Source organism: bacterium (assembly GCA_035505375.1).
GTDB lineage: Bacteria > Hydrothermota > Tepidihabitantia > Tepidihabitantales > Tepidihabitantaceae > UBA2258.
Genome location: DATJQV010000006.1, coordinates 21,909 through 45,569, shown reverse-complemented (window position 1 = coordinate 45,569; position 23,661 = coordinate 21,909). Strand labels below are relative to the sequence as shown.

The following is a 23,661-nucleotide window of genomic DNA, read 5'->3' as shown; positions in this document are numbered from 1 at the left end:
AGGGCCCAAAGAATGTTCATCGGCAGCGACAGCGGGGACGTAATCGTAGTCGATGCAGTCAACCTCCGGAAGCTGGCCCGGATCCCAACCGGCCCGGTCACGTCGCTCTGTTACTGCACAGATGATAACAAGCTGTACGCCGTGACGCCTTACCCGTGTTCAGTCATCGTCGTCGACTGCAGTTCCTACCAAGTCCTGGGGCAACTATCGATAGGCGACAGCGCTGCCTGGGTTTTCTACAACCCACAAGTAAATCGTGTCTACTGCGGTACTCCGAGCGTGAAAGTGATAGACTGCACGAGCGACACTATTGTCGGCACGATACCGGTCGCCGGGCAGGGCTCCTGCGTCGCGTTGGATTCATTTCACGGCAGGCTCTACGTGGGCGGGACTGCCTCTCTCAGAGTCGTTGACTGTAGCTTGAACAGTGTGGTGGATAGCGTCCCGAAAGTCCGCGGAGCTACCGCCATCTGCTACAACGCGACGACGCAACGAGTGTACGCTGCTGCCAATTTCCTGCCCCAGGTGCCAGTTGAAACATTGTACGTGATCGACACCAATACCGACAGCATTGTCTCTCAGTTGCGCATGCCCAGGCCTGCCCCTGAGTTCTACCCGACCTTTTCACTCTGCGCAGACCCCTACCACAATCGTGTCTACTCGGATTGCTCATCGTACGTGGCTTGCCTTGATTGCGCGGCGGACACCCTGATGTTGTTGGGGCCGAACTACGAAAAGGGCAGGGGAATTGCGTATGCGCCTCTGCTGGACAAGGTCTACGCAGCCACATGGTCGGAGGTGACGCCGTGGGTGGGGGCAACCGGACATGAGGATAGCTCATTGGCGGTGGATAACGATATCGCTGGTCCGTTCTATCTGGAGCCTGTGCGCCGCCTCTACGGCCTGACGTCCGACGGGAGGGTCGCCACTATCAGATGCGGCGAGGATAGCGTCGATGGTGTGTTGCTGCTGGAGGCGCGCGCGGATCTCGCATGCCTGGATACCGTTGACAACAAGCTCTACTTCGCATACAAGGAGGCCTACGGGTATCTGGGTGCCGTGGATTGCGCGACGCGACGTGTGCAGTCGGTGCAGTTGTGCAGCTTCCCGATGGAAATGGTGCACGACGCGCGGGACGACAAGCTCTACGTGGCGACTTGGGATTACCGTAACTCTTGGAGTGGGAAGTACATCGGCGTGTCTGTTTATGATTGTCGGTCCGACACGCTGCTCAAGCTCATTCCCGTCGGCTATGTGAGGGGTGAGATGCAGTGGGACCCGGCATCGAACAAGGTCTACGTCGGCGCAAACGACTCGCTCGGACAGGACTACGTCTTCGTAATCGACTGCGCGACCGACAGCATAGTCCGGGCTCTGCGCAGGAGTGCTGCGTCGGATGGTTTTCATCACACGCTGCTGTCCCCGGAGCTGAACCAGTTCTGGGGTTTATCTGACCACGGATACACGGTAGTGAACTGCCTGGAAGACAGCATAGTGATGGATACCGTCGACGGGCACAATACGCCTATGGGAATCGCTTATTCGTCAGCGGAGCGGAGAGTCTATGCCGATTGCGTCCAGTCTCATGACCTCAAGGTCTTCAGGATGGAGTCGCCGTGGCCGGTCGAGAGCGTGCCAAAGCTGTCAGGGGGAGCGACGGGAGTGCTGGTCAACGTCCCGGCAGCCGGGAAGCTGCTTGGAAATCGGATTGCGGGCGGCGGGTGGGTTGACAGCATCTACCTGCTGGACACGAAAACCGATAGCCTCGTATCCAGGTTCAGCACCGGGCACATAATCCAGGCGATGTGCGTGGATGCGACCGGGCGGTATGTCTACTGCACCTCTTTCAATGCTAGTGATTTCTCTGACGAGCCGCTGATCGTGATAGACGCATACGGCGACAGTATAGTATCCTACATCAACATACCGACAATACGTGGAGGGTTGGCCGCCGGTCAATGGCTGCTGGCCAACCGGAGAACCGGGCTGCTCTATGCGTCACCCGGGCCCGACGGGTGGCTTACGGTGATTCGGGACAGCGTCGTCGTTGGCATCGCTGAATCAGGTCGCGGGGCAAAGATGCCCGCTCGGCTGCAGACGCTAGTTAGACGTACCGCGCCATTGCGCTTACCTTTTGCCGCGAGTCTCTATGACAAGTCCGGACGCAGAGTCGTTGTGCTCCGCCAGGGGCCGAACGACGTCAGCCGGCTGGCGGCAGGCGTGTACTTCCTGTGCGAGAAGCCACAAGCCGCAAACCACAAGCCACAGCCGGTCCGCAAGGTCGTGGTGACGAACTGAGGAGAAGTTAGCTGTTAGCAGAGAGCAGTTAGGAGCAGGAGGGGCGGGCGAAAGCCTGCCCTTGTTTCTGCGGAGGGGAGGGTCGGGGAAGGATGAGGCGAATCCCATAACTCTGAGGGGTAGCGCAGGAAGCGGGTCTCCGGGCTATGTGCCTGCGGCTTGTGGCTCGCGGCAGACAGCCATCGGCGGGCGGGAGGTAGTCACGGCGGGAATGAGACGAGTTTGTCTCATTCGTCCAAGTCGGCTTTTCGGTGTATCTGCTTGTGGCTTGTGGCTTTAGGCTTGAGGCTGGAGAATGACGCCCCCGCCCATGGGATTACCCCGCAGATAGTAGACAGGATTCAGTAGACAGTAGGCAGGGGGGTTATCTCGACCGCAATTCCCGGATGAACCTCCACCGGAATTCGCCGGGTTGATCTACCGGTTCCCCTCCGACTTACTTTCCCGGTTAGTCTACCCGTTGCTCCACCGGTTCCTCTCCGGGGTGGTCGGAGCGTTACGGCCCGAGTAAGTCCGCGGGTTCCTGTCCGGGTTGCTCCCGAGTAAGCCCCGACCGTTGCTCTCCGCTTTGCCCGGAGAAGTGCTTCCTGAGTTGCTCCATCTGCTGCTATCCCGAAAAGCCGTGGGTGAGTCTCCAGACCCGGCACGGAAACAGCCAACAGGGGGGTCAATCCGGGAGTGACTTCGGCATTCAGAGCCGCACACAACGCGGTTCTCAATGTGGCCGTCAATCAAGGACTTAGGGCGGCTGTCAGTAGCGCGATGAGTTCAGAGTTCAAGGCCGCGGCCAACCGCGACCAGACTGGGGAATTCAGCGTGTCTCTGAGTCGGGAACTCAACGCCAACCTCAAGCGGGCCGTCAACAGCGCGGCGAGCCCAGCAGCGAGTTCCGGCCTGACCTGCGCGTTCAGCCGCGAGGCGACCGCGACAGCCAGTCACGCCGTCAGTGCCTATGCCACTGCCAAGTTCAGAACGGCATCGAACCGCGGAATCCCGATGCGAGAGCTTTGACGGGATGCATGATCGAAAATGGGGACAGTCCCAAGGAGCGCGCGGACGCGCGGTACAGTCCCCATTTTCGCAGAGAGCCGCGTGCCGTTCCGGGAAAGCGGCAACTCCGCTGCCGCACTCCAAAGGCCTGACTGTCACCCATATGTAGCGGTGCGCCGGTTGGAGGCCACAATTCTGCCGTCCACCCCTCAGTCCGGAGACTGCCCACCCCGCAGCCCTTGCCGATGCAGCGCGCGGCACTTTGTAGCTTGCAATGACCCGAGCTTTGAGTAGAGCAATGAGCGGAGCGATGACACGAGCTTTGTCTTGAGCAATGTCCCGAGCAATGTCGCGTGCAGTTCGCCGAGCAATTCCGTGTGCAGTTGCTCACGCAGTTCATGACGCAGTGCGCTACGCAGTTGACGACGCGCTGGCCGACGCAGTTCACTACGCGGTGAACGACACCTTGGCCGGAACTTTCCGACGAGCTTTGATGGGTGCTTTGCGAGGCCCAATCGCACGTCTGACGTGAGGCGCATTCGCATGTATAAAGAAACTCAGAAGTCAGAATCCAGAAGACAGAACACCGAATTGCGTACGCTCGATTCGAGGCCGGACAATCTCTTGAATCGGCGTAATCTGCGGTTGCGTCTGAGGGACTCTCTCGCTCCGCTTGGCTCCTGTCGGAATGAGACCTTCTTGCCGAACTTGGCGTCCTTGGCGGTTGTCATAGTCTGGGTTCTGACGGTCTGTCGTTCGGGCCGGATATCTGCGTCATCTGCGTAATCTGCGGTTCATCCTCAGTTCTGAATTCTGGTTTCTGGTTTCTGAACTCTGCTATGTCCGAGTCCTCAATCTGTGTCCATCCGTGTTCATCCGTGGTTCATGGTCCATGGCTGTGGTCTTTTCGCTAGTCCCGCGTATCCTTGACAGTCAGACGAAATCGGGTAAAACTTACTTTGTTCGCCGGGGCCGTGGCGCAGCTGGGAGCGCGCTTGACTGGCAGTCAAGAGGTCACGGGTTCGACTCCCGTCGGCTCCATTTCAGATCTGACGATTTCAGACCGGCGATTGACGAGAAGTATCTCTCCGCAAAAGGATCCCTGAGCGATGCTCAATAGGCACGTCTTGCTGCTCAATCAGAACTACGAGCCGCTCACGGTCTGCAAGGCCCGGCGGGCACTGGTCCTGGTGCTTTCGCGCAAGGCCGAGATGCTTGAACCATCCAGCACGGCCGCCCACACCGTTCGGATGGCCTATCGGCTGCCCAGCGTTCTCAGGCTGAACTACTTTGTCCGTGTGAAGCGACGGGAGGTGCCGCTGACGAAGCGGAACGTCATGCGTCGGGATGGCGGGATCTGCCAGTACTGCGGACGGCGGGGCTTGGAGATGACCACCGATCACGTCATTCCGAAGTCGTCGGACGGCACTGATACCTGGGAGAACCTGGTTTGCGCCTGCAGCGAGTGCAATTCGCGCAAAGGAAGCATGACGCCAACCCAGGCGATGATGCCTTTGCGCCGGAAGCCCAAGAAGCCGCACTACTTCACATTCGCTATCGCCAGTCTGGGCGAAGTGCCGGACGTCTGGCGGCAGTACCTGTTCATGAGCTGAACGGCCCGCGAGTGTCGTGTGATCAAGTGGTCTAGTGGTCCGGCTCCCAACCAAGACAGAAACGGACGGCGAGAGGACAGGCTTTCGGTATTCGCAGTTCCACAATCCTGGTGATGCTGGCCGGCTGGGCCGCAGGCGCGGGCGCCGTCTCACTGAGGGTTTCTCGCGTTGAGACGGTCGTCAAACCGTCGAAACCCGAACTCAAGCTGGTAACGGGTCTGAAACCCGGCGATACGCTGGATTCGGTGCCGTTGAGCCGCGCTCGGGAGCGGGTTACGGGTGAACTCGCGGATGAGGGTTACTTCTCGCCGGTCGTTGAGGCCGATACCACCGTCCGGGGCGACTCGGTCGACGTGCGATTTCAGATTGAGACCGGAAAGCCCGCTTACATCGGCGGCTGGCACATTCTGCAGGATTCCGGCGTCCCGGCCGACAAGCTGTCACGTCTATTGCCGGGAAGGGGTGCCAGGTTCAGCCGGGCGGCTGTTGACCGCGCTGCAAGTTCCATGTTGTCGGTCTGCGAGAACAGCGGATATCCGTTTGCAGCCGTGACCCCGCTCGCGCTATCTCCGGAGAGCGGATTCGTCTTTCCTGCGCTTGAGGTCGCGGCAGGACCGAGGGTCGAAGTCGATTTCATCGAGTTCGCGGGCAAGCCCGGCACCAAGACCGGATTGTTGCAGACCGTCGCCGGTTTCTCCCGCGGCCCGTATTCGAGCGCCGCAACGGCCGAGTGGCGGCAGCGCCTGGAGCAGAGCGGGCTGGTTGAGGTCGATTCTGAGGCGATTGTTAGTACTGGGACTGAGGACGGAGGACGGAAGACGGAGGACGGATACGGAGTGAGGTTCTGGGTGACGAGTCGGCGCGTCAATGCCGCGAGTGGCGTCGCCGGCTATTCGCCGGCCGACCGAAGACTGACCGGCCTCGCGCAGCTGTCGTTCCACAACCTCTTCGACTCCGGCCGGAAGCTGGAGGCGAGCTGGCAGTCGGCATATGCGAGGACGAGCTACAGCCTGAGCTATACCGAGCCGTGGGTGCTGGGCACGGCGATTGACATGACCGCAAGCGCACAGCAGCAAACGATTGACACGACCTCGTCGCGAACGAACTTGGCGCTGTCAGCCGATGCACGCGCGGCAACGTGGACGACGGTCAGCTTCCAGACCGGCTTCGACCGGTTCACCGACGTCCCGAGCCGGGCCAGCGCCGACGTGGTCTGGGCCGGCACCGGTGTTGTCCTGGATTCCCGCGATTTCCCGCCTAACCCGCGCAGCGGGATCCGGGCCAGCGCGCTGACCAAGGTCGGCAACCGGACTACTGACTCGGCCGGCACGGCCGTGGTCACGCACGTCGAGCTTGGTCTGAATGGGGTTCTGCCGGTCGGCCGGAGTTTCGCCTGGTCGAATTCACTCGGTTTGCGGACAGTCTACTCAGCAGCGACCCTTACGGCCTCCGAACTTTACACAATAGGCGGGCCGGGTACGGTGCGCGGCTACAGTGAAGATGAGTATACATCAACACGCCTGGGTTGGTTCAGTTCTGAATTTCGATACAATCTGGACCGGATGTCGAGCGTGTTTCCGTTCTTCGATGTCGGCTCGTACCAGGACTCGCTCGGCTGGCACGTGGAACCCGGCTATGGAGCGGGCACGCGGGTTGCGACTCAGGCCGGCGTTTTCGGGCTGAGCTATGGAGTAGCGTTCCGCGACAGCCCGCTGCACGGCAAGGTGCATCTGAGCTACGATGTGACATTCTAGGAAATGACCAATGATCAAGCGTCAATTCCCAATCAATGACCGGTGGAGCAGAATGACGCAGAATCAGTATCCCGGCTTCGGGAATTGGGGCTTGAATGGTCATTGGGACATGGTCATTGGGCATTCTAAACATGATGACGGAGGTCAACGTTGAGCTTTCTTGAGGCGATTCTGCTGGGTCTGATTCAGGGCGTGACTGAGTTCCTTCCGGTGTCAAGCGACGGTCACCTCGCGGTATTGGCGCGTTTGTACGGAATGAACGAAAGTGCGCGCGTGCCGTTCACGGTGATGCTGCATGTTGCGACCGCGCTGGCGATGATCGTGTTCTTCATGCCGGTCATGGTCCGTCTCATCGGCGGTCTCTGGGCGGCAGACCCGGCGCGGAGGAAGCAGAGTTGGCAGATGGTTCTGTTCATACTCCTGGCCTCGATTCCGGCCGCGCTGGTCGGATACAAACTGGGTGACTGGATGGAATCTGCCCTCTCGACACCGTTGCTCCTTGGGTTGATGTTCATTGTCACGGGTGCAATTGTGTTCGGGACCCGCTATGCGCGGGGCGGCGGCACGCTCAACTGGTGGCGCGCGCTTCTGATCGGCGTGGCGCAGGCGGTCGGTATCGTACCGTCGATTTCACGGTCCGGCGCGACCATCGCCATGGGTATGTACACAGGGATGGACCGCGGGGCGGCATTTGAGTTCTCGTTCCTGCTGGCGATTCCCGCCATACTGGGAGCCTTTGTGCTGGAACTCCATAAGCATGCGAGCGAGTTGGTGCTTGTTCGCGGCGCGTATCTGGCGGCCGGCATGCTGGTGGCATTCGTTTCCGGTCTCGCCGCGCTATACGTGCTGCGGAGAGCGGTGCTCAGCCGCAGGCTGCACTGGTTCGCGTATTACTGCTGGGCAGCCGGTCTGGCGGTGATTCTCTTCCTGCGCTAGCCGGCGCGGGACCTCGGGACACGATCCAGAACTGCCGTTCTGGTTACGTTCCTCGGCTAGCAGAGCTGGCGTGTCTCGGTGTTGGTGATCTCTACACGGCGGTCGCGGTCAATGTATTCGGTGAGCTTAGACATGCTGCTTTGGAGCATGCGCCAGTTGGTGTTGACCAGCACCACCGCGAGCTGCGCCCGCTGCCACTGGTCCTGGTACTCGACCTCGGCAACCGCGATGTTGAACTGACGGCGGAGCCGCTCGGTGAGGCTGGTCAGGATGCGGCGCTTGTCCTTGAGTGACTGGCTCTCCGGCATGAAGCAATCGAGCAGCAGAAGACCGACAGTCAAGGGATCAGGGCCAGGCGTCGGCGGTTAGCTGGTCCTTTTGACTTCCTCGACCTTGTAGAACTCAAGGCTGTCGCCTTCGGCGAGCTCGTCCGCGCCTTCAATGCCGATGCCGCATTCATAGCCGGTCTCGACTTCTTTGACGTCATCCTTGAAACGCCGGAGCGAGGTGACCTTGCCGTTGTAGACTTCCTTGCCGCCGCGCATCACCCGCACCATGGCGTCACGAGCGATCGTGCCTCTGGTGCAGTACGACCCGGCGATCGTGCCCAATTTCGGTACGCGGAATATCTGCCGGACTTCCGCGATCCCGAGCTCGACTTCCTTCTTTTCCGGTTCGAGCATGCCGAGCATGGCGGCTCGGATGTCCTCGATGGCCGCATAGATTATCCGGTAGGTGCGGATTTCAATGCCTTCTTTGTCCGCCATCTGCCGGGCATCGGTCAGCGGCTTGACGTGGAACCCGACGATGATAGCCTCGGAGGCTTTCGCCAGGAGCACGTCGCTCTGATTGATGGGGCCGACCCCGGAGCCAATCACCTTGACGCGGACTTCCTCGATTGATTGGCCTTCGAGCGAGTCGCGCAGCGCTTCGGCCGAACCGGAGACGTCGGCCTTGATGACGATCTTCAGCTCCTTCATCTGGCCCTCGGCAATCCGCTCCTGGATCGCCTCGAGCGAAACCTTGGGTCTGGTCGCCGAGAGAATCCGGTCGCGCTTGGCCAGGTAGCGGCGTTGGGCCGTGTCGCGAGCCGTCCGTTCGTCCTCGACGACGTCGAACCGGTCGCCCGCCTGGGGCAGGCCCGAGAATCCGAGTACCTGCACCGGCAGCGACGGGGTGGCCTCGGTCATCGGCTCGAAGTTCTCGTCCAGCAGGTCACGCACCCGTCCGTAGAACTCGGCTGAGACAAAGGGGTCACCCTTGTGCAACGTCCCTTCCTCGATGAGCACGGTCGCGATGCTGCCGCGGCCGCGGTCGACGCGCGCCTCGATGACGACGCCGCGCGCCGGGCCTTCGTAGGATGCGTTCAGGTCGAGCTCCAGCGCCAGCACCGAGATGGCGTCGAGCAGCGCCTCGACGCCCTGACCGGTAATGGCCGACGTCTCGATACAGAATGTGTCGCCGCCGTAGCCTTCGACTTTCACTCCGCGCTGGGAAAGCTGGGCTTTCACCCGCTCGGCATTCGCGTCGGGCAGGTCGGATTTGGTAATGGCAACGATAATCGGCACGCCGGCGGCGCGGGCGTGGTCCAGGGCCTCAAGCGTCTGCGGCATGATGCCTTCGGCGGCCGAAACCACCAGTACCGCGATGTCGGTGACCTGGGCGCCGCGGGCGCGCATCGCCGTGAAGGCCTCGTGGCCCGGCGTATCGAGGAACACAATCGGCTTGTCCTGGTAGCTGGCCACGTAGGCGCCGGTGTGCTGGGTAATGCGGCCGACTTCACTTTCCACGACCTTGGTCTTACGGATGTAGTCGAGCAGCGCGGTCTTGCCGTGGTCGACGTGGCCCATCACTACGACGATCGGCGGCCGGGACTTCTTCTCGCCGCGTTCGACCTTGGTCTCGACCTCGGTCTCCTGCTCGACCGGCACTCCGAACTCGTCGGCAAGCAGCATTATCGTTTCAAGGTCAAGGCGCTGGTTCAGGGTGGCGAGCATGCCCAGGCCCATGCACCGCTTGATGACGTCGCCCGCGGTCGCGCCGATGGCATGCGCCAGTTCGGCGACCGTCATGTAGGCGCTGATCTTCACCGCCGGCCGGGTTGAAGTCGGGGTCGCGGTCGGCGCCTCGCGTGTCGGCCTGCGGTGCTTGATTTCCCTGCCGTCGATCTTGGCCAGCGTGTGTTTCACGTTCTGGGCAACCTGCGCTGATTCCGAAGGCGGCCGCGGCTGGATGGGCGGAGGCGTGGTGCGGGTCCGGCGGATCTGGTCCTTGAACTGGTGCTTCTCGTTCTTCAGCCGCAGCTTGGCGGCATCGAACTCGGCCTCAGTGACGTATGAAGTGTAGCCGCGCGCCGGGAAGTTCAGGTCCTTCAGAACACGGATGAGGCCCTCGCTTGAAAGTCCAAGCTGCCTGGCCGCGTCGAAGACCTTGATCTTCGCCATCGGCTTGTCAGGACTGCTCGGCCGGGGCCGGCGCTACCGCGGGTTCCGGTGCCGGAGCCGGCTCGGGCGCCGGTGGTGCGACCGGTGCGGGCTGGCTGAGAACCGGCTTGCCTTCGCTTATGCGCCAGACCGCGTCACGCGCCTGCTGCTTGAAGGGCTCGATAACCTCGGGTGCGCATTCGGTGATACGGACAAGGTCCTCGGGCGTGGCATTGAGCAGGTCGAATGCGCTGTTCAGCCCGGCAGTGGTCAGCTTCGTCACGATGGCCTCATCCAGCCCGAGCTTGCTCAGAAGAATCGCGCCGGCCTTGTTCATGATGACACGGTTGCGGTAATCGGTCTCTTTCAGGACCTCGATCTTGGCGCCGCAGAGCAGGCTCGCGAGCCAGACGTTCTGGCCCTTCTTGCCGATGGCAATCGAGAACTCGGCATCCGGCACCACGACGATGTGGGTGTCGCCTTCCTTGATGACCTCGCTGACCTTGGCCGGACCCAGGGCACGTGAGATAAAGACCTGCGTGTCCTTGCTCCACTGGACAATGTCCACTTTCTCGCCGGAAAGCTCCTTGATGATGTTCTCGATGCGCGACTTGCGGTACCCGACGCAGGCGCCGACCGGGTCTACCTTCTCGTCGAGCGATGTTACCGCGACCTTGGAGCGGAAGCCCGGCGACCGGGCGATGCCCTTGATTTCGACCACGGCCTCGCGGATTTCCGGAATCTCGCGGGACATGAGCTTGCGGAGGAATTCCGGATGGGTGCGCGACAGATAGACGCGGGGCCCGATTGGCGTCTTCTCGACGCGGTGCACGTAGGCTTTTATCGGCAGGCCCTGGCGGTAATGGTCGGCCCGGAGCTGCTCATGATTGGGGAGAGCCGCCTCAATCAGGCCGAGATTGACGATTATCTCGTCGCGGCCGATTTTCTGGATGGTGCCGGTGACGATTTCGCCCTTCTTCTTGCAGAACTCGTCGTAGAGCTTGGTGCGTTCGGCCTCGCGCAGTTTCAGCACGAGCTCATCCGAAGCCTTCCGGATGGCGATACGTCCGAGTTCGTCCAGCGGCACCTCGACCCGAATCAGGTCACCGGGCTGAGCCGACGGGCTGACTGCCTGGGCGTCGGCAAGCGATATCTCGCGGGCAGACGTGGCCACGCGCTCGACTACGTTCTTGGCGAGGAAGACGCGGATGTCCCCGGTCTCGGGCGTTATCTCGGCGTCGGCCTCGGTGTCGGGACCGTAGCGGCGGCGAAGCCCGGCGACGATGCTTGAGCGCAGGGTCTCGCAGACGTAGGTCACGTCGACGTTTCGTATTCGGGCGATCTGGACGATAAGATTGGCGATTTCCTTGTTCATCAATTCCTCTCGGCGGGATTCGAGGGTTCCAGGATTCGAGGATTCGTGTGCCTCGCTTGGTTCCTCGATTCCTTGACTCCTCGATTCCTTCCTGACGCGAACAGCTCGCAGTCCGGGACTCTTATCTGTGCCTCACGTATCTCCGCGTACGCGATTTCTCGCGTGAGTTCGCTATCCGAAGTTCGGCGTTCGGCGTTCGGCGCTTGGACTTTGATGGTGATTCCGTTCGGACCCGCCGCCTCCAGCACTCCTTCAACCCAGCCGCCGTGCACCAGCACTTTCACGTGCTTGTCCAAGGCTTTGGTGTAGTCCTGCGGCTGGTAGAGCCTGCGTTCGATGCCCGGTGTAGAGACTTCCAGCGTGTACTGCCGGCGCATGAAGTCGGCCGCGTCGAGGCGGGTCGTCAGCGCGCGCGAGTAGCCGGAGCAGGTATCGACCGTCGCGCCGGCTGCGCACTCCACCTGCACGCGCAGCATCCGGCCGCTCATCTCGGCGTGATAGACTTCCACGCCCGCTTCGACGGCAGCAGCCGCAATCGGCTCCGCCACCTCAGGTGGAAGTCCGTGGATCGAGGCACGAATCCCGGAGTCCGGGCTCGGGTCCGCATCCGATACTCGGCATTCGTCACTCGTCACTCGACACTCATCGTGGGGCACTTGACTAACCATTCCCGCGATTATATCCCGACATGCCACTGAGTCAACAAACGCTGCCGGGTGCGGCGACCCGCCCGATTCTCCCATGATTGTCTAATCTATTGACAGAGCTTGGTTTATGTGTGGGGAGCGGCTATCGCAGCAGCCCGGCCAGGTCGAATCGGTGAAAGCTGCGTGAAGCTGTGTGGAGACCCAAGTGCTGGTCCGGATAGTGCCGATACGGAAGCGGCCAGCGGGCCGCTACCGGTCGGCCGCCCGGGACGCTTCAGAAACCGGCTGCCCGATTTCGTACAGGAAGTCTGGTGAGAAGTCGGCGCCGTTCTCCCAGACTACGGTGTCGATGTCCTCGTTCATCCGGAAGCTCCGGAAGTAGCCGGGGTCCATGAGTAGCTCGAATATCGGGCCGTCGAGATGCGGCTTCAAGTCAACCAGCCGCTCGTCGCCGTCCTCGAACACCACGAGCAGCCGATACTCGCCAGCGTATGTTGCTCTTCTCACGAAGTGTATGGTCTGCGACGGATGCTACATTGGCCTTGCCGAGATGTCAAGGCGGCTTTACGCCAAGTGGCCGCGCGGCGTGTCTGGGTACGGCGGCCGGCTATGATGTGCGATTCAGGCTTGACCGGAGGCCGGAACAGAGCTACACTGGCGGCAGCCAAAAGACGCTAAGGTGAAACTCAGACACGGTTTGCTGGCTACCGCTGCTGCACTCGGCATCGCTGCAGCGGCAGGGCAGGCGCAGTACGTTGAGGATTCGATTGACGTTGGCGGTAGGTTTGTAGGCAGCTTGGTCTACAACTCGCGCGAGGATGTACTCTACGGTGCCAGCGATGATGGGCTGTTCTTCGCGATTTCCTGCGACAGCGACAAGGTAGTCGGCAGCTTCCGGCTAGAATACGCATTCGTGGTCGGATATGACTCATCGGACGACAAGGCATACTGCTCATTTATCTGTTCTCCGCAGGCGGATGATTCGCTTCTGGTTGTTGACGGCGTTACCCACACTCGGATCAAGAGCATCCCCATGCCCGGTGCGACTTTGCCGGTCTGGGACCCGATCACCGATCGCATGTACGTTAGCTGCCAGACGACAGATAGCGTCGCTGTGGTTGACTGCGCGACCGATTCATTGTTGATGTACATTGCAGTTGGCGCCTGCCCCGTGAGCATGTATGCCAGCACTGTGCGGCGGAAGTTGTACGTATTGAACACCGAGGACGGGACCGTGTCCATAGTCAACATGACGACCAACCAGGTCATCGGGACGGTGCACGTCGGCGGTACTCCGAACGCCGGGTACTACTGCAAGAGCGCGGACAAGCTCTATAGCGCCGGGACATACGGACAGTGCATAGCGATTGACGGGTTTTCTGACACGATCGTCGCGCACATTCCCTTAACGGGCAACGCAGAGGTGAGATGTGCAAGGGGCAACGAGGAAGACGGCTTGGTCTACCTGAGCGCGTTTACGAGCAGTGGTGATTACGTGGCGACCGTGTCAGCGCGGCGGGACTCTGTGGTGGCTACTGTCACTACAGGACAGAGAGCTCGGGATCTCGACTATTCCAGTGGAAGTGGATTGCTATACTGCGCGTCAGACCTGACCGATGAGGTATTTGTTGTCACCGGCGACGGCACTCGGAGACTTGCGACTCTGCAGGTGGGAGACTACCCACTCGTGTTCGCCCTTGTTCCGCGTCACAACAGGTTGTATCTGGGTCATTGGAATACGCGTTACGTATATGTCATTAGAGACACATCGGCTGGGATAGCTGAGCCGCAGTCGCCGCGTCCCGGATTCAACGAGGCGCTGAGCGTCACGCCGAATCCGTTCAGTCGGAGCGTGACGGTCGCAAGGAGTACTCCTTTGAAAGGCGGCGACCTTGCGCGCGTGTATGCGCAGGACGGAAGGCTGGTCAGGCAAGCTCAGATTCTGGCCGGCCAGAATCGTTGGGTCTGGGACGGACGGGACGAATCCGGCAAGCCGCTCCCGCCCGGCGTCTATGTCATCGAAGCCGGCAAAGGCCTCCGCGCCAAGGTCGTCAAGCTGAGGTGATGGGTTACGCAGACAGGAGGCAGTAAGGTGCAACTCAGACACTGTCTATCGGCGACCTTCGTCGCGCTCTGCATCGCGGCAGCGGCAGGGCAGGCGCAGTACGTGGAGGACTCCATTGACGTTGGCGGGGGCGGCATGGGTAGCTTGGCCTACAACTCGCAGGCGGATGTTGTGTACGGCGGCTGCTATGCAGCAGCCGGAATCTTCTTCGCAATCTCCTGTGACAGCAACAAGGTCGTGAAGAGACTTCCGATAAGATACCCAACATACGTCACGTATGACTCTATCGATAACAAGGCCTATTGCATATTCAATGCTGATAACGAATCGCTGCTGGTTATCGACGGTGCGACCCAGACTCGCGTCAAGAGCTTGCCCATGTACGGGGCAGCAGTTATCGTATGGGACCCAGCGTCCGACCATGTGTACGTAAGCTGTCAGAACACAAACAGTGTTGCGATCGTGGACTGCGCAAGCGACTCCGTGCTGACGTACATACCAGTCGGTGCCGGTCCGATGAAGATGTACAGAAGTACGCTGAGACGGAAGTTGTACATCCTAAATTACGACGACGGAACAGTCTCAATCGTTAACACGGTCACCAATCAGGTTGTCAGAACCGTCACTGTCGGCGGCACGCCAAACGCCGGGTACTATTGCCGACGGGCGGACAAGCTATTCAGCGACGGCGAGTACGGGTATTGCACCGTCATCGGGGGGCAATCGGACACGATTGTCGCGCGTATCGCATTGCCAGGTACTAACGTAGAAGTGATTGGGGCGACCGGCAACGAGACCGACGCTCTGGTCTATCTGGGCACGCTCGGGGGTGGGCACCATGACACTGTCGCCACGGTGTCAGCGCAGAATGACTCATTGCTTGCGACCGTAGCCGTCGGAGCAGTGCCCTACGCACTCGCGTTTTACGCCCCCAGCCGATTGCTGTACTGCGCACCTGACATGGATACCGAGGTATACGTTCTCACCCGTGACGGCAGGCAGATACTGACGACGCTGCGCGTAGGAGGCAGTCCGTCCGTGTTCGCTGTCGCCCCACGCCACAACAGGCTCTACCTTGGCAATCTGGGGGGGCGGTACATGTTTGTGTTGAAAGACACGTCGGCGGGGATTGCCGAGCCGCTGTCTTGCAGCCCCGGCTTCCACGGCATCAGCGTCATGCCGAATCCGTTCAGCCAGAGCGTGACGGTCGCAAGGAATACTCCTTTGAAAGGCGGCGACGCTGCAAGAGTGTATGCGCAGGACGGTAGGTTAGTCAGACAAGCCCGGATTCCGGCGGGCGAGTCCCGTTGGGTTTGGGACGGCCGGGACGACTCCGGCGCACCACTCCCGCCTGGCGTCTATGTCATCGAAGCCGGCCAAGGCCTCCGCGCCAAGGTTGTCAAGCTGCGGTAGCGTAGCTCAGCGCTGCGCTGATGTCTTCAAGAGTCAGCGGCGGATAGCTCTTGACGATTTCCGCCGGTGGAACGCCGGCCGCGAGATTGTCCAGGATCACGGACACCATGATACGCGTGCCCTTGATACACGCACGGCCGTGGCACACCAGCGGGTCCACCGTGATTCTATCTTTCCAGTTCACGAGTTAGTTATAACCGCCGCCCAATCAGAGTCAAGCGGTGCGATAGTGGTGGCTGAGGGCAGGATGATGCCGAGCGGGTGCTCCCGGCCAGTTTGCAGGTCATCGGGGCTAGTCGGGTATGCCTTCCTGCGGCGGGTCGGATTTGACTTGATGCCGTCCCCGAAGCTCTCCCCATTGCTTTCCGGATAGCTCGGGGAATTGCTCTCGGAATTACCCGGCAGGTTGCTCTCCCGGCTATCTTCCGAGCTATCTTCCCGGCAAGTCGGGGAGCAACTCGCCGAGTAGCTCTTCGGGTAACTCTCCCCGGAGCTCTCCGGATTCCCTGGGGAGTAGCTCTCCCCGCAATTCTCCGGATAGCTCGCCGGGTAGCTCTCTGGATAGCTGTCCGGATAACTCTCCGGATAGCCTGCCGAGCAATCCTCGGGATTCCTCTCCGGGTAGCTCTCAGAATGACCTACAGAATAGCTGGGGGAATGGGATAGGGGAGATACGGAAAGAGTGAATAGTGAATTGAAAAGAGTGAAGCTAGGAGATTTCAGAGCTTGATTTCTTGGGGACTTATAGGAAACTAGAGTTGTGACGCCAGCCCCAAATGAGCCCTCCGATTCTACCCTACTTCCGAAGGAAGTAGGGCAACGACTGCGCCTGCTTCGGGAGCAGGCCGGGTTATCGCAGGAGGCCGTGGCCTTGTTGTTGGGACTTGAGCGGACCACGGGCAAGGCGCAAATCTCGAAGATGGAAACCGGCCACTATCGGTCCGGACCGGGGTTCGTGCGGGTGCTGGACTATCTCAGGGCATGCGGGTGCGGGGTTGATGCGCTGTTGGATGTGCTTGACCGGTACACTTCGCGCGAGCGCGTTACCGACGAGCAGGCACACAAAGGCGTGCTTGAAGCCATCAGGACCATGCCGCCGCAATTCGCGCGCCGGGCCCTGTACTATCACGTTGGGTTGTCTTACGGAGGCAGGCGACGCGTGCGGCGCTCGCCCGCTGCCGCCGAGCGGGTCAGGCGGGCGATTGCCCGGGGCAATTCTGAGTGGCAGCGGATGCAATTGCAGCACGAGTTGAACAACGTGCTTAGCCGGTTGCACATCGGTTGGGACCACACGGTGGCGATTCACCTGCGTTCGTATGGACGGCTCGTGTTCGCGACCATGCGGCGGCTGCGCAAGGCCAGGCCGGGCTGGCGCGAGCGGGCGCATGAGCGGCTGGACGAATGGCCTGCGAAATATGGGCTGGACCCTGCGCCGTTCCGGCAGATGAAGGAAGCGGTGATGAAGCTGTTTGAGAAGATGGAACGAGCAGGGCAGATTTGAAGGTTCCAGTTGCCGGGTTCCAGTGACCAGTCGCGCGGGCAAAGGACGAAGTGGTAAGGACAAAGGACAAAGCAAGGCGGAGGGGCGCAGTAATCGGGCATTCGTGCATTTCCTTCTTGAATGATCATTGGTACCTGGGACCTAGTCATTGCCACCAGACTCCGAGAGCGAGTAAGGGAGCGTCGCTGACGTGAGTAATGACAGAGATGCTCTTGTGAAGGAGATCTCAACGCGTCTGGTCGCGCTGCGGCGGCGGGCAGGGCTGACGCAGCAGGGGGTGGCGAATGGGATGGGGAAGTCGGGGAACGGGAGGAGGGGAGTGGGGAAGCTGGAAAGAGGAGCAGTGGCGAATACCAGTCTGCTCACTGTCGTTGAGTATCTGAGGGCGGTGCGGGCAGGGTTCGCTGACTTGAAGGACGTGCTCGACCCGTACACGTCGCTGCCGATTCCGGAGCCGGCACGGAAACTCGCAGAGGCCGCGCCGCTGCCGCGGGTGCAGAATCGGGAAAACGGGGACAGTCCCTCGGAGCGCTCGGACGCGCGGTACAGTCCCCGTTTTCCGGGAAAGCGGGAGCTACGCTCCCGCACTCCAGAGCCGGAGGAGGACCTCGCGGTGCTGCGATTGCGACGACGGGCGGGGTACTGGGCGCTGCGCCGGTTGTTCGAGTTCTATCTGCACAGCGGGCTGAACCAGGCCTCGATACCGCCGCACGTCGTGTACCGGCGCACCACGGCCGGCTACGCGCGGAGGGTGTTCAATGCGCTGTACCGGACCCACCGGGCCACGAAGGCCGCGCGCGCTCAGCGCTTGGTACGGCTGCGGGCAGCCGCCGAGAAACACGCCCTTGACCGTGCGTTCGCCGAGTACGCGGAGGACCTTGCCGAACTCGCGTACGAGGAGATGTGCGAGCACGACGAGATCGACTGGATGCCGCCCGAAGCCGAGGCGCGAGCGGTCATGGCCCTGAAGCCGAAGCACCGGCTCGTGACCGACATCGAGATGTGTCTGGCGGAGTGGAGTGATGCAAATGCGAGGTATGCGCGTGCGTTCCAGGAACTCTACGCCCGCGCGCACGATGCGGCGCTGTGCTTGACCGCAGAGCTGCAATGCGACGCACGCACGGTTTTCCGATACAAGCTGGCCGCGATGAATGTGTCGAACATCGGCGCCAACACCGCACCGGGCACTACTCGCCGCAGCCGGAGCATTGCGGAGTTCAATGCCAAACAGTGGCCGCCGGAGGTAGACCGGGAAGTGGTGGCACGCATGCTCGCCGCGGCGCTTGAGGTCTGGGATTCAAGCCGAGCGACGATGCCGCCCGCTCCCGGGCCGCGGCCGGTGTGAGGGGCAGCGGCCCGGCTACTGGCGGGCCTTGCGAAGCCTGTAGAGGCGCTCGGTGAAGCCGCCTTCGTCTAGGAACCGGCCTTCGAGTTGCCTGAGTTGTCGGTCCAGGAGGAAGCTCGTCTGGTGGATAAGGCAGATGAGTGTGTTGGCCGCGGTCTCGGGGTCGCCGCGCTCAACCGAGTCGGAATAGGTCCTGTAGGACCTATTGGGCCCATAGACGAGCGCGCGCACTCCGCGAGTCCGCGCATCGTCTCTGCCCCAAAGCACGAGCTCCTTGTGTCTGAGGAAATCTTGGTAGTCGAGCAGCAGTTCCTCAAGGCTGGCGCGGGCGACTCCCACAAGTTTGAGTTCGGTCTTGCGCGAGGTGCCGGATGCCTGGCTTGCCTCGGCGATGTTCTGGCGTCCTGAACGCGCCGCCTGCACCATCTGGTCATGAGTTCTTGAACGCTTCTCGATGAACCGGTCGCAGAAAGCGATGGTCGCGTCGTAGACGATCTCGGCCATCTGGAACGACTTGAGCTTCTGATACCCACCGTGCGGCGGAATGAGATGGGTTTCAGGTTCCCGTCCAGAGGCCATGTCTCTCAATGCGGCTATTCGCGCGGCAGGCCCCGGACCGTGTCGCCGGGTTTGATGCCGTGGGTTTCAAACCAGCCTGCGTTCATCTCCAGCGCGTAGCGGACGGGCTTCGACGAGACGTAGGGCGTCGTCGTGTCCAGGGGTGCCATCTCGAGTATGTTCGAGATGAGTGAGTCGCGGGTGATGAAGGCGATGCTCAGCGGAATGAGCGTGTTCTTCATCCAGAAGTGCTGGACTTCGTCATCGTCGAAGGCGAAGAGCATGCCGGAGTCCTGAGCCATGCTGCGCCGGTACATGAGCCCGACAGCCTGGTCGAGCGACTGCGTGGCTACCTCGGCCAGGGCATGGGCGCTCTTGATGCGCAGTTCGGTGGTGGGAAGACCGGGGCGAGGGGATGCGGGATTTTCGATCTTAGATTCTCGATTGGCGATTGAGGAACGACCGCAGGACAGGAGGCAAAGTGCAAGTGGCAAGATGCAGGATGCAAGATGCAGGCTGCGCGCGGCTCGGGACACAATCCGAAACCCTCGGCGGGTTTCGGTCATGTCCCTCGCTTGACCACTGGACCACATGACCACTAGGGCACTACTGTCCTTCGATGACTATCTTGGATAGGTCCGCAACCCTGCCGAACAGGGAGCGGACATATGAGAGCAGGCGCAGGCGGTTCAAACGGACGTCTTCTTCCTTCGCCATGACAAGGACGTCGTCGAAGAACTTGTCGATCGTCGGACGCAGGTTTAGCAGCAGCTCGAAGGCGTGCCGGTAGTCGTGCGACGCAAGGCAGCGGTCGAGGTCGGGTTCGACCTCGCGTGACTCCTGCCAGAGCAGCTTCTCGGTGGGCTCAGCGAAGAGTGGCTCGGCGGGCAGGCCTTCGACGGTCAGGCCTTTGAGGATGTTGGCCACGCGCTTCTGGCCGACGACGAGTTTCAGGAACTCGGGTTCGTCACGGAACGCGGATAGCGCGTTGGCCCGAATCAGGGCCTGGGCGGGTTGCTGCCAGCTTGTCTCCATGACGGCTGCCGCGATGTCGTAGCGGATGCCTTTCTCGGCGAGCAGGGCATTGAGCCGTTCACGGAGCAGACCGGGTATCTGAGCGGAGTATTCCGCCTTGGCGGACGGGAACAGACGGACCGCGGTCGCCACGAGTTCGCCGATGTCAATCGACAGGTTCTGTTCGAGCACGATGGTGAGAAGTCCGGTTGCCTGACGGCGTAGGGCAAACGGGTCTTCGGAGCCCGTCGGAATCTCGCCGGTCAGGAATGTTGCGACGATGTTGTCGAGCTTGTCGGCAATGGACAGCAGCGCACCGTTCAAGGTAGCAGGCAGCTTGTCGCCGATGAAGCGGGGCAGGTAGTGTTCGGCGATGGCGTCGGCCACTGCCGGCGGCTCGCCCAGCCTGCGGGCGTAAATGCCGCCGATGCGGCCCTGCAGCGACGTGAACTCTTTCTCGCGCACCATGTTCGTGAGCAGGTCGGCCTTGCAGAGCAGCGCGGCGCGGTCGAGCACTTCCGTGTCCGTGCAAGCGACCTGGCTGGAGATATGACGGCAGAGTTCGCGCAGGCGCTGGGTCTTGTCGTGATAGGTGCCCATGCCTTCAATCCATGTTACCTGTTTCTCTTCCTCAACCAGGGCTTCGAGGCCATGCTTGAGGTCGGCGTCGACGAAGAAGCGGGCGTCGCGGAGACGGGACTCAGCGGCCTTGTCGTACCAGCTTGTGACCATCGCGTGGTCGCAGCCGGGCGTGTTGGTGACGGCGACGAAGTGGGGGAGGAGCGCTGACAGAGGGACCGGGGACTGGGGGTCGGGGGCTGGCCCCTGAACTGAGAAGCAGCGCTGGTGCTTCTTGAGCGCGGTCGTGAGTATCTCGGCGGGCAGTTCCAGGTAGTCGGAGTGGAATGAGCAGAGGAGTAGTTCGGGGGACTCAGTTATGTCCGTGGTCTCTTCGACGAGCTCGTCATCTTCGACCGGCTGACCGCCGACGCTCGCGGCAAGTCGTGCGAGTTCCTCCGCGATAGCCTTGCGTCGTGCTTCACGCGGGACGATTACGCCGTGAGTCCTGATCGTGGCTTCATACTCGGCCGGGCTCGGAATTGGGAAGGCCCGCGGGAGCGAGTTGCGGAGGCCCTGCGACTCGGCCCCGGACTTGAGTTCGCCGAACTGGAACTCGACGACCTCTGAGCCGAACAGGCAGACCAGCCAGCGTATCGGACGGGCGAATCTTACACCGCTTGCATCCCAGCGCATGTTCTTCGGGAACGGCAGCGCGCTGATGATTCCGGGAAGCCCCTCACGAAGCACCTTTGTGGTTGGCACCGGGTCAGCCTGTTTCTTGATGAACACGTATTCGCCGCGCGGCGTCTGCTTCACGTAGAGGTCGGCAGGGGTCTTGCCGTGGGCGGCGCTGAACCCGACCGCGGTCTTGGTGGGATTGCCTTGGGCGTCGAACGCCGCCTTCTTGGGCGGGCCCTGCAGTTCTACGATCTGCGCGGGTTTGCCGTCGGCCACATCGTTCAGCCGGAGGGCGAGGCGGCGCGGGGTCGAGAAGAGTTCAGCCTTGCCGGCCGGGATCTCGTGCTCCGACAGGGCGGCGCGGACCCGGCGCTCGAGGTCGGATAGAGCCGGCCCGAGGAACGAGGCGGGGATTTCTTCAGTGCCGATTTCCAGGAGCAGTTGCTTCATCGCGAGCATTCTAGGACAGGTTGAGGTCAAGGTAAAGCTAAAGATGATGGTCCCTCCGACGCTCGACCTTTGCCTCTGTCTTGTCCTGCTTGACATGGTCACTGCACTAGGGTAAATTCTCTGCGGAGGTGTGCATGAAGCGTTCATACAAGCGTTGGTCCGAGGCAGAGGTACTGAGGATGATAGGCGAGTTGAGCCGGGGAGGCAAACCGCTCAATTCCGGCTACATCGCTCGCAACCACCCGGCACTTGCCTATGCCGGGCGCAAGTTCTACGGCACATGGGAGAACACCATCAAGGCCGCAGGACTCGATTACGAGACGATCCGGCGTAAGTCTTTCTGGAGCAAGGACGAGATCGTCAGCCAGATCCGGACCCTGAAGGCCGCGGGTGAGGCGCTCAACGTCAGCGCCGCAGAGAGAACCCACGGCGGCCTGGTCGGGGCCGCGGCTGTCTATTTCGGCTCCTGGCGTCAGGCGATAAAGGCCGCCGGGCTCGATTACGCGAAGATCAAACGTCAAAAGGAGTGGTCGAAGGCTGAGATAGTGTCGGAGATCAAGCGCATGCGGAGTCAAGGCGTGAATCTTGGCACGACAATCCCGATCCGCAAGCGCTACCGGACGCTCCACGCGGCCGCGGTGCGGTATTTCGGCAGCTGGGCCGCCGCGATGAAGGCCGCGAAGCTGGAGAGGCTGCTCAAGCATTGAGAGTGCTGGTCGTCGGCGGGGGCGGGCGCGAGCACGCGCTCGTCTGGCACCTCGCTCGTTCCGGTCATGAGGTCTTCTGCGCACCGGGCAACGCGGGCATAGCTCGCAGCGCTCGATGCGAGCCGGTGGCTGCTGCGGATAAGAGTGGTCTTATTCGGTTCGCCGGCGCGCAGAAGATCGACCTGACGATCGTTGGACCGGAGGCCCCGCTTGCCGAAGGCCTGGCCGACGACTTCGAGCGGCAGGGCCTGAAAGTGCTCGGTCCCGGCAGTAGCGGAGCGCGGATCGAGAGCGACAAGGCTTTCGCCAAGGAGCTGATGGTCGCGGCCGGAATCCCGACCGCGCGTTTCCAGACATTCACTGACTTTGATGCTGCGCGAAGCAGCCTGGCCGGCCAGCATTTCCCGGTCGTAGTGAAGGCGTCGGGTCTGGCCGCCGGCAAGGGTGTGATCATTGCAGGAACGAGGCAGGAGGCGGAAACGGCGCTGTCGGACATGCTGGTTGAGGGCCGGTACGGTGAAGCCGGCAGGGTCGCGGTCGTCGAGGAGTTCCTGCAAGGCGAAGAGGTGTCGATGATCGGGCTTTGCGACGGCCGAAGCGTGCGGCTGCTGGCGCCGTCGCAGGACCACAAGCGGCTGCTCGACGGCGACCAGGGTCCGAACACCGGCGGGATGGGCGCCTACGCGCCGGCCCCGATGATGACCCCGGCCCTGCAGCAGCAGGTCCAGCATGACGTGTTCACGCCGTTGCTCGCCGAATTCGCAAGGCGGGGGATAGACTACCGCGGCGCGCTCTACGCGGGCATGATTCTGACCGCTGAGGGGCCGCGCGTGCTTGAATTCAACTGCCGCTTCGGCGACCCGGAGGCGCAGGTCATCCTGCCGTTGCTCGATGGCGACCTGGCCGAGCTGGCGATGGCCTGTATCGAGGGAAGACTGCACCAGCAGAGCCTTACCGCTGCTTCCAGCCGCGCCGCGCTCTGCGTCGTCGCTGCGTCCGGCGGGTATCCGGGGTCGTATCCCAAGGGTCTGCCGATTAGCGGCGACCTGGTCGGCTCCGGCGACGTTGTTGTGTTCCATGCCGGGACGAAGTCCGCCGGCGGCGAGACAGTGACGGATGGCGGGCGGGTGCTTGGTGTCACCGGGATGGGAAGCACACTCGCGGAAGCAAAGGGCAGGGCATACCAGGCTATCGAGCAGGTTCACTTTCAGGGAATGGTCTACCGTCGGGACATCGGCGCAAGAGGCTTCGCAGAGTTAGGAGTTAGCCGGTAGGAGTTAGGAGGAAGCAGCCGAGTTGCACGGCAGTCTCCGACTGGTAGCCGTTAACTCCT

At 61.6% G+C, this 23,661-nt stretch carries 20 protein-coding genes and 1 tRNA gene; 12 read left to right on the top strand and 9 right to left on the bottom strand.

What is annotated here, in order from left to right:
- The 6 genes from VMH22_01280 to VMH22_01255 all read left to right on the top strand — a co-directional run.
- A partial coding sequence (locus VMH22_01280; protein HTW90327.1) for a hypothetical protein occupies positions 1-2,298 on the top strand: 2,298 nt, incomplete at its 5' end.
- Between the two features lie 762 nt (positions 2,299-3,060).
- The gene (locus tag VMH22_01275) at positions 3,061-3,309 is read left to right on the top strand and encodes a hypothetical protein (protein HTW90326.1); all 249 of its coding nucleotides are present in this window, start codon (positions 3,061-3,063) and stop codon (positions 3,307-3,309) included.
- A 947-nt stretch (positions 3,310-4,256) separates the two neighbouring features.
- Positions 4,257-4,329, top strand: a tRNA-Ala gene (locus tag VMH22_01270).
- 68 nt (positions 4,330-4,397) lie between these two features.
- Entirely contained in the window at positions 4,398-4,901 is a 504-nt protein-coding gene (locus VMH22_01265; GenBank protein HTW90325.1) for an HNH endonuclease, read from the top strand.
- A 113-nt stretch (positions 4,902-5,014) separates the two neighbouring features.
- Positions 5,015-6,655, top strand: a complete 1,641-nt coding sequence (locus VMH22_01260) for a BamA/TamA family outer membrane protein (GenBank protein ID HTW90324.1) — start codon at positions 5,015-5,017, stop codon at positions 6,653-6,655.
- Between the two features lie 150 nt (positions 6,656-6,805).
- The gene (locus VMH22_01255) at positions 6,806-7,591 is read left to right on the top strand and encodes an undecaprenyl-diphosphate phosphatase (GenBank protein ID HTW90323.1); all 786 of its coding nucleotides are present in this window, start codon (positions 6,806-6,808) and stop codon (positions 7,589-7,591) included.
- Between the two features lie 56 nt (positions 7,592-7,647).
- Here the strand turns inward: VMH22_01255 and VMH22_01250 are convergent, their stop codons facing one another.
- From VMH22_01250 to VMH22_01230, 5 genes are all read right to left on the bottom strand, one after another.
- A complete protein-coding gene (locus VMH22_01250) occupies positions 7,648-7,932 on the bottom strand; it encodes a DUF503 domain-containing protein (protein ID HTW90322.1) in 285 nt (94 codons plus the stop codon).
- A gap of 24 nt (positions 7,933-7,956) precedes the next feature.
- The gene (gene infB, locus VMH22_01245) at positions 7,957-10,035 is read right to left on the bottom strand and encodes a translation initiation factor IF-2 (GenBank protein HTW90321.1); all 2,079 of its coding nucleotides are present in this window, start codon (positions 10,033-10,035) and stop codon (positions 7,957-7,959) included.
- A gap of 7 nt (positions 10,036-10,042) precedes the next feature.
- Positions 10,043-11,389, bottom strand: a complete 1,347-nt coding sequence (nusA, locus tag VMH22_01240) for a transcription termination factor NusA (GenBank protein HTW90320.1) — start codon at positions 11,387-11,389, stop codon at positions 10,043-10,045.
- A complete protein-coding gene (locus VMH22_01235; protein HTW90319.1) occupies positions 11,389-12,057 on the bottom strand; it encodes a hypothetical protein in 669 nt (222 codons plus the stop codon). The genes nusA and VMH22_01235 overlap by 1 nt, the downstream gene beginning before the upstream one ends.
- A gap of 228 nt (positions 12,058-12,285) precedes the next feature.
- Complete coding sequence (locus tag VMH22_01230) at positions 12,286-12,543, bottom strand: DUF2442 domain-containing protein (GenBank protein ID HTW90318.1); 258 nt, start codon at positions 12,541-12,543, stop codon at positions 12,286-12,288.
- Between the two features lie 172 nt (positions 12,544-12,715).
- On the opposite strand from VMH22_01230, the gene VMH22_01225 reads away from it, so the two are divergent.
- Positions 12,716-14,101: a hypothetical protein gene (locus VMH22_01225; GenBank protein ID HTW90317.1), complete on the top strand. Its 1,386-nt coding sequence runs from the start codon at positions 12,716-12,718 to the stop codon at positions 14,099-14,101.
- A 27-nt stretch (positions 14,102-14,128) separates the two neighbouring features.
- Positions 14,129-15,514 (top strand): hypothetical protein, encoded by a 1,386-nt coding sequence (locus VMH22_01220; protein ID HTW90316.1) that lies wholly within the window; start codon positions 14,129-14,131, stop codon positions 15,512-15,514.
- Here the strand turns inward: VMH22_01220 and VMH22_01215 are convergent.
- On the bottom strand, positions 15,501-15,698 hold the full coding sequence (locus VMH22_01215; GenBank protein ID HTW90315.1) for a DUF433 domain-containing protein: 198 nt from the start codon (positions 15,696-15,698) through the stop codon (positions 15,501-15,503). The two genes, VMH22_01220 and VMH22_01215, sit on opposite strands and share 14 nt — an antisense overlap.
- A gap of 576 nt (positions 15,699-16,274) precedes the next feature.
- Here VMH22_01215 and VMH22_01210 point away from each other — a divergent pair.
- Both VMH22_01210 and VMH22_01205 read left to right on the top strand, forming a co-directional pair.
- A complete protein-coding gene (locus VMH22_01210; protein ID HTW90314.1) occupies positions 16,275-17,015 on the top strand; it encodes a helix-turn-helix transcriptional regulator in 741 nt (246 codons plus the stop codon).
- A 343-nt stretch (positions 17,016-17,358) separates the two neighbouring features.
- Positions 17,359-18,360 (top strand): hypothetical protein, encoded by a 1,002-nt coding sequence (locus VMH22_01205; GenBank protein HTW90313.1) that lies wholly within the window; start codon positions 17,359-17,361, stop codon positions 18,358-18,360.
- Positions 18,361-18,375: 15 nt separating this feature from the next.
- Here the strand turns inward: VMH22_01205 and VMH22_01200 are convergent, their stop codons facing one another.
- From VMH22_01200 to glyS, 3 genes are all read right to left on the bottom strand, one after another.
- Positions 18,376-18,939, bottom strand: coding sequence for a four helix bundle suffix domain-containing protein (locus tag VMH22_01200; protein HTW90312.1), 564 nt, complete (start codon positions 18,937-18,939; stop codon positions 18,376-18,378).
- Between the two features lie 14 nt (positions 18,940-18,953).
- On the bottom strand, positions 18,954-19,412 hold the full coding sequence (locus VMH22_01195; protein HTW90311.1) for a DUF192 domain-containing protein: 459 nt from the start codon (positions 19,410-19,412) through the stop codon (positions 18,954-18,956).
- A 112-nt stretch (positions 19,413-19,524) separates the two neighbouring features.
- Entirely contained in the window at positions 19,525-21,621 is a 2,097-nt protein-coding gene (gene glyS, locus VMH22_01190) for a glycine--tRNA ligase subunit beta (GenBank protein HTW90310.1), read from the bottom strand.
- Positions 21,622-21,755: 134 nt separating this feature from the next.
- Here glyS and VMH22_01185 point away from each other — a divergent pair, with 134 nt between their 5' ends.
- Both VMH22_01185 and purD read left to right on the top strand, forming a co-directional pair.
- Positions 21,756-22,328 carry a hypothetical protein gene (locus tag VMH22_01185; GenBank protein ID HTW90309.1) on the top strand — a complete coding sequence of 191 codons (573 nt, stop codon included), beginning with the start codon at positions 21,756-21,758 and terminating at the stop codon, positions 22,326-22,328.
- A gap of 2 nt (positions 22,329-22,330) precedes the next feature.
- Entirely contained in the window at positions 22,331-23,602 is a 1,272-nt protein-coding gene (gene purD / locus VMH22_01180; GenBank protein HTW90308.1) for a phosphoribosylamine--glycine ligase, read from the top strand.
- The last annotated feature ends 59 nt before the right edge of the window (positions 23,603-23,661 follow it).

Excerpts from the sequence above, each read along its gene's own strand:
- VMH22_01275 (HTW90326.1), top strand. The coding sequence starts at position 3,061 with ATGAGTTCAGAGTTCAAGGCCGCGGCCAACCGCGACCAGACTGGGGAA.
- VMH22_01265 (HTW90325.1), top strand. The coding sequence starts at position 4,398 with ATGCTCAATAGGCACGTCTTGCTGCTCAATCAGAACTACGAGCCGCTC.
- VMH22_01260 (HTW90324.1), top strand. The coding sequence starts at position 5,015 with ATGCTGGCCGGCTGGGCCGCAGGCGCGGGCGCCGTCTCACTGAGGGTT.
- infB (HTW90321.1), bottom strand. The coding sequence starts at position 10,035 with ATGGCGAAGATCAAGGTCTTCGACGCGGCCAGGCAGCTTGGACTTTCA.
- nusA (HTW90320.1), bottom strand. The coding sequence starts at position 11,389 with ATGAACAAGGAAATCGCCAATCTTATCGTCCAGATCGCCCGAATACGA.
- VMH22_01235 (HTW90319.1), bottom strand. The coding sequence starts at position 12,057 with ATGGTTAGTCAAGTGCCCCACGATGAGTGTCGAGTGACGAGTGACGAA.
- VMH22_01200 (HTW90312.1), bottom strand. The coding sequence starts at position 18,939 with ATGGCCTCTGGACGGGAACCTGAAACCCATCTCATTCCGCCGCACGGT.
- glyS (HTW90310.1), bottom strand. The coding sequence starts at position 21,621 with ATGAAGCAACTGCTCCTGGAAATCGGCACTGAAGAAATCCCCGCCTCG.
- VMH22_01185 (HTW90309.1), top strand. The coding sequence starts at position 21,756 with ATGAAGCGTTCATACAAGCGTTGGTCCGAGGCAGAGGTACTGAGGATG.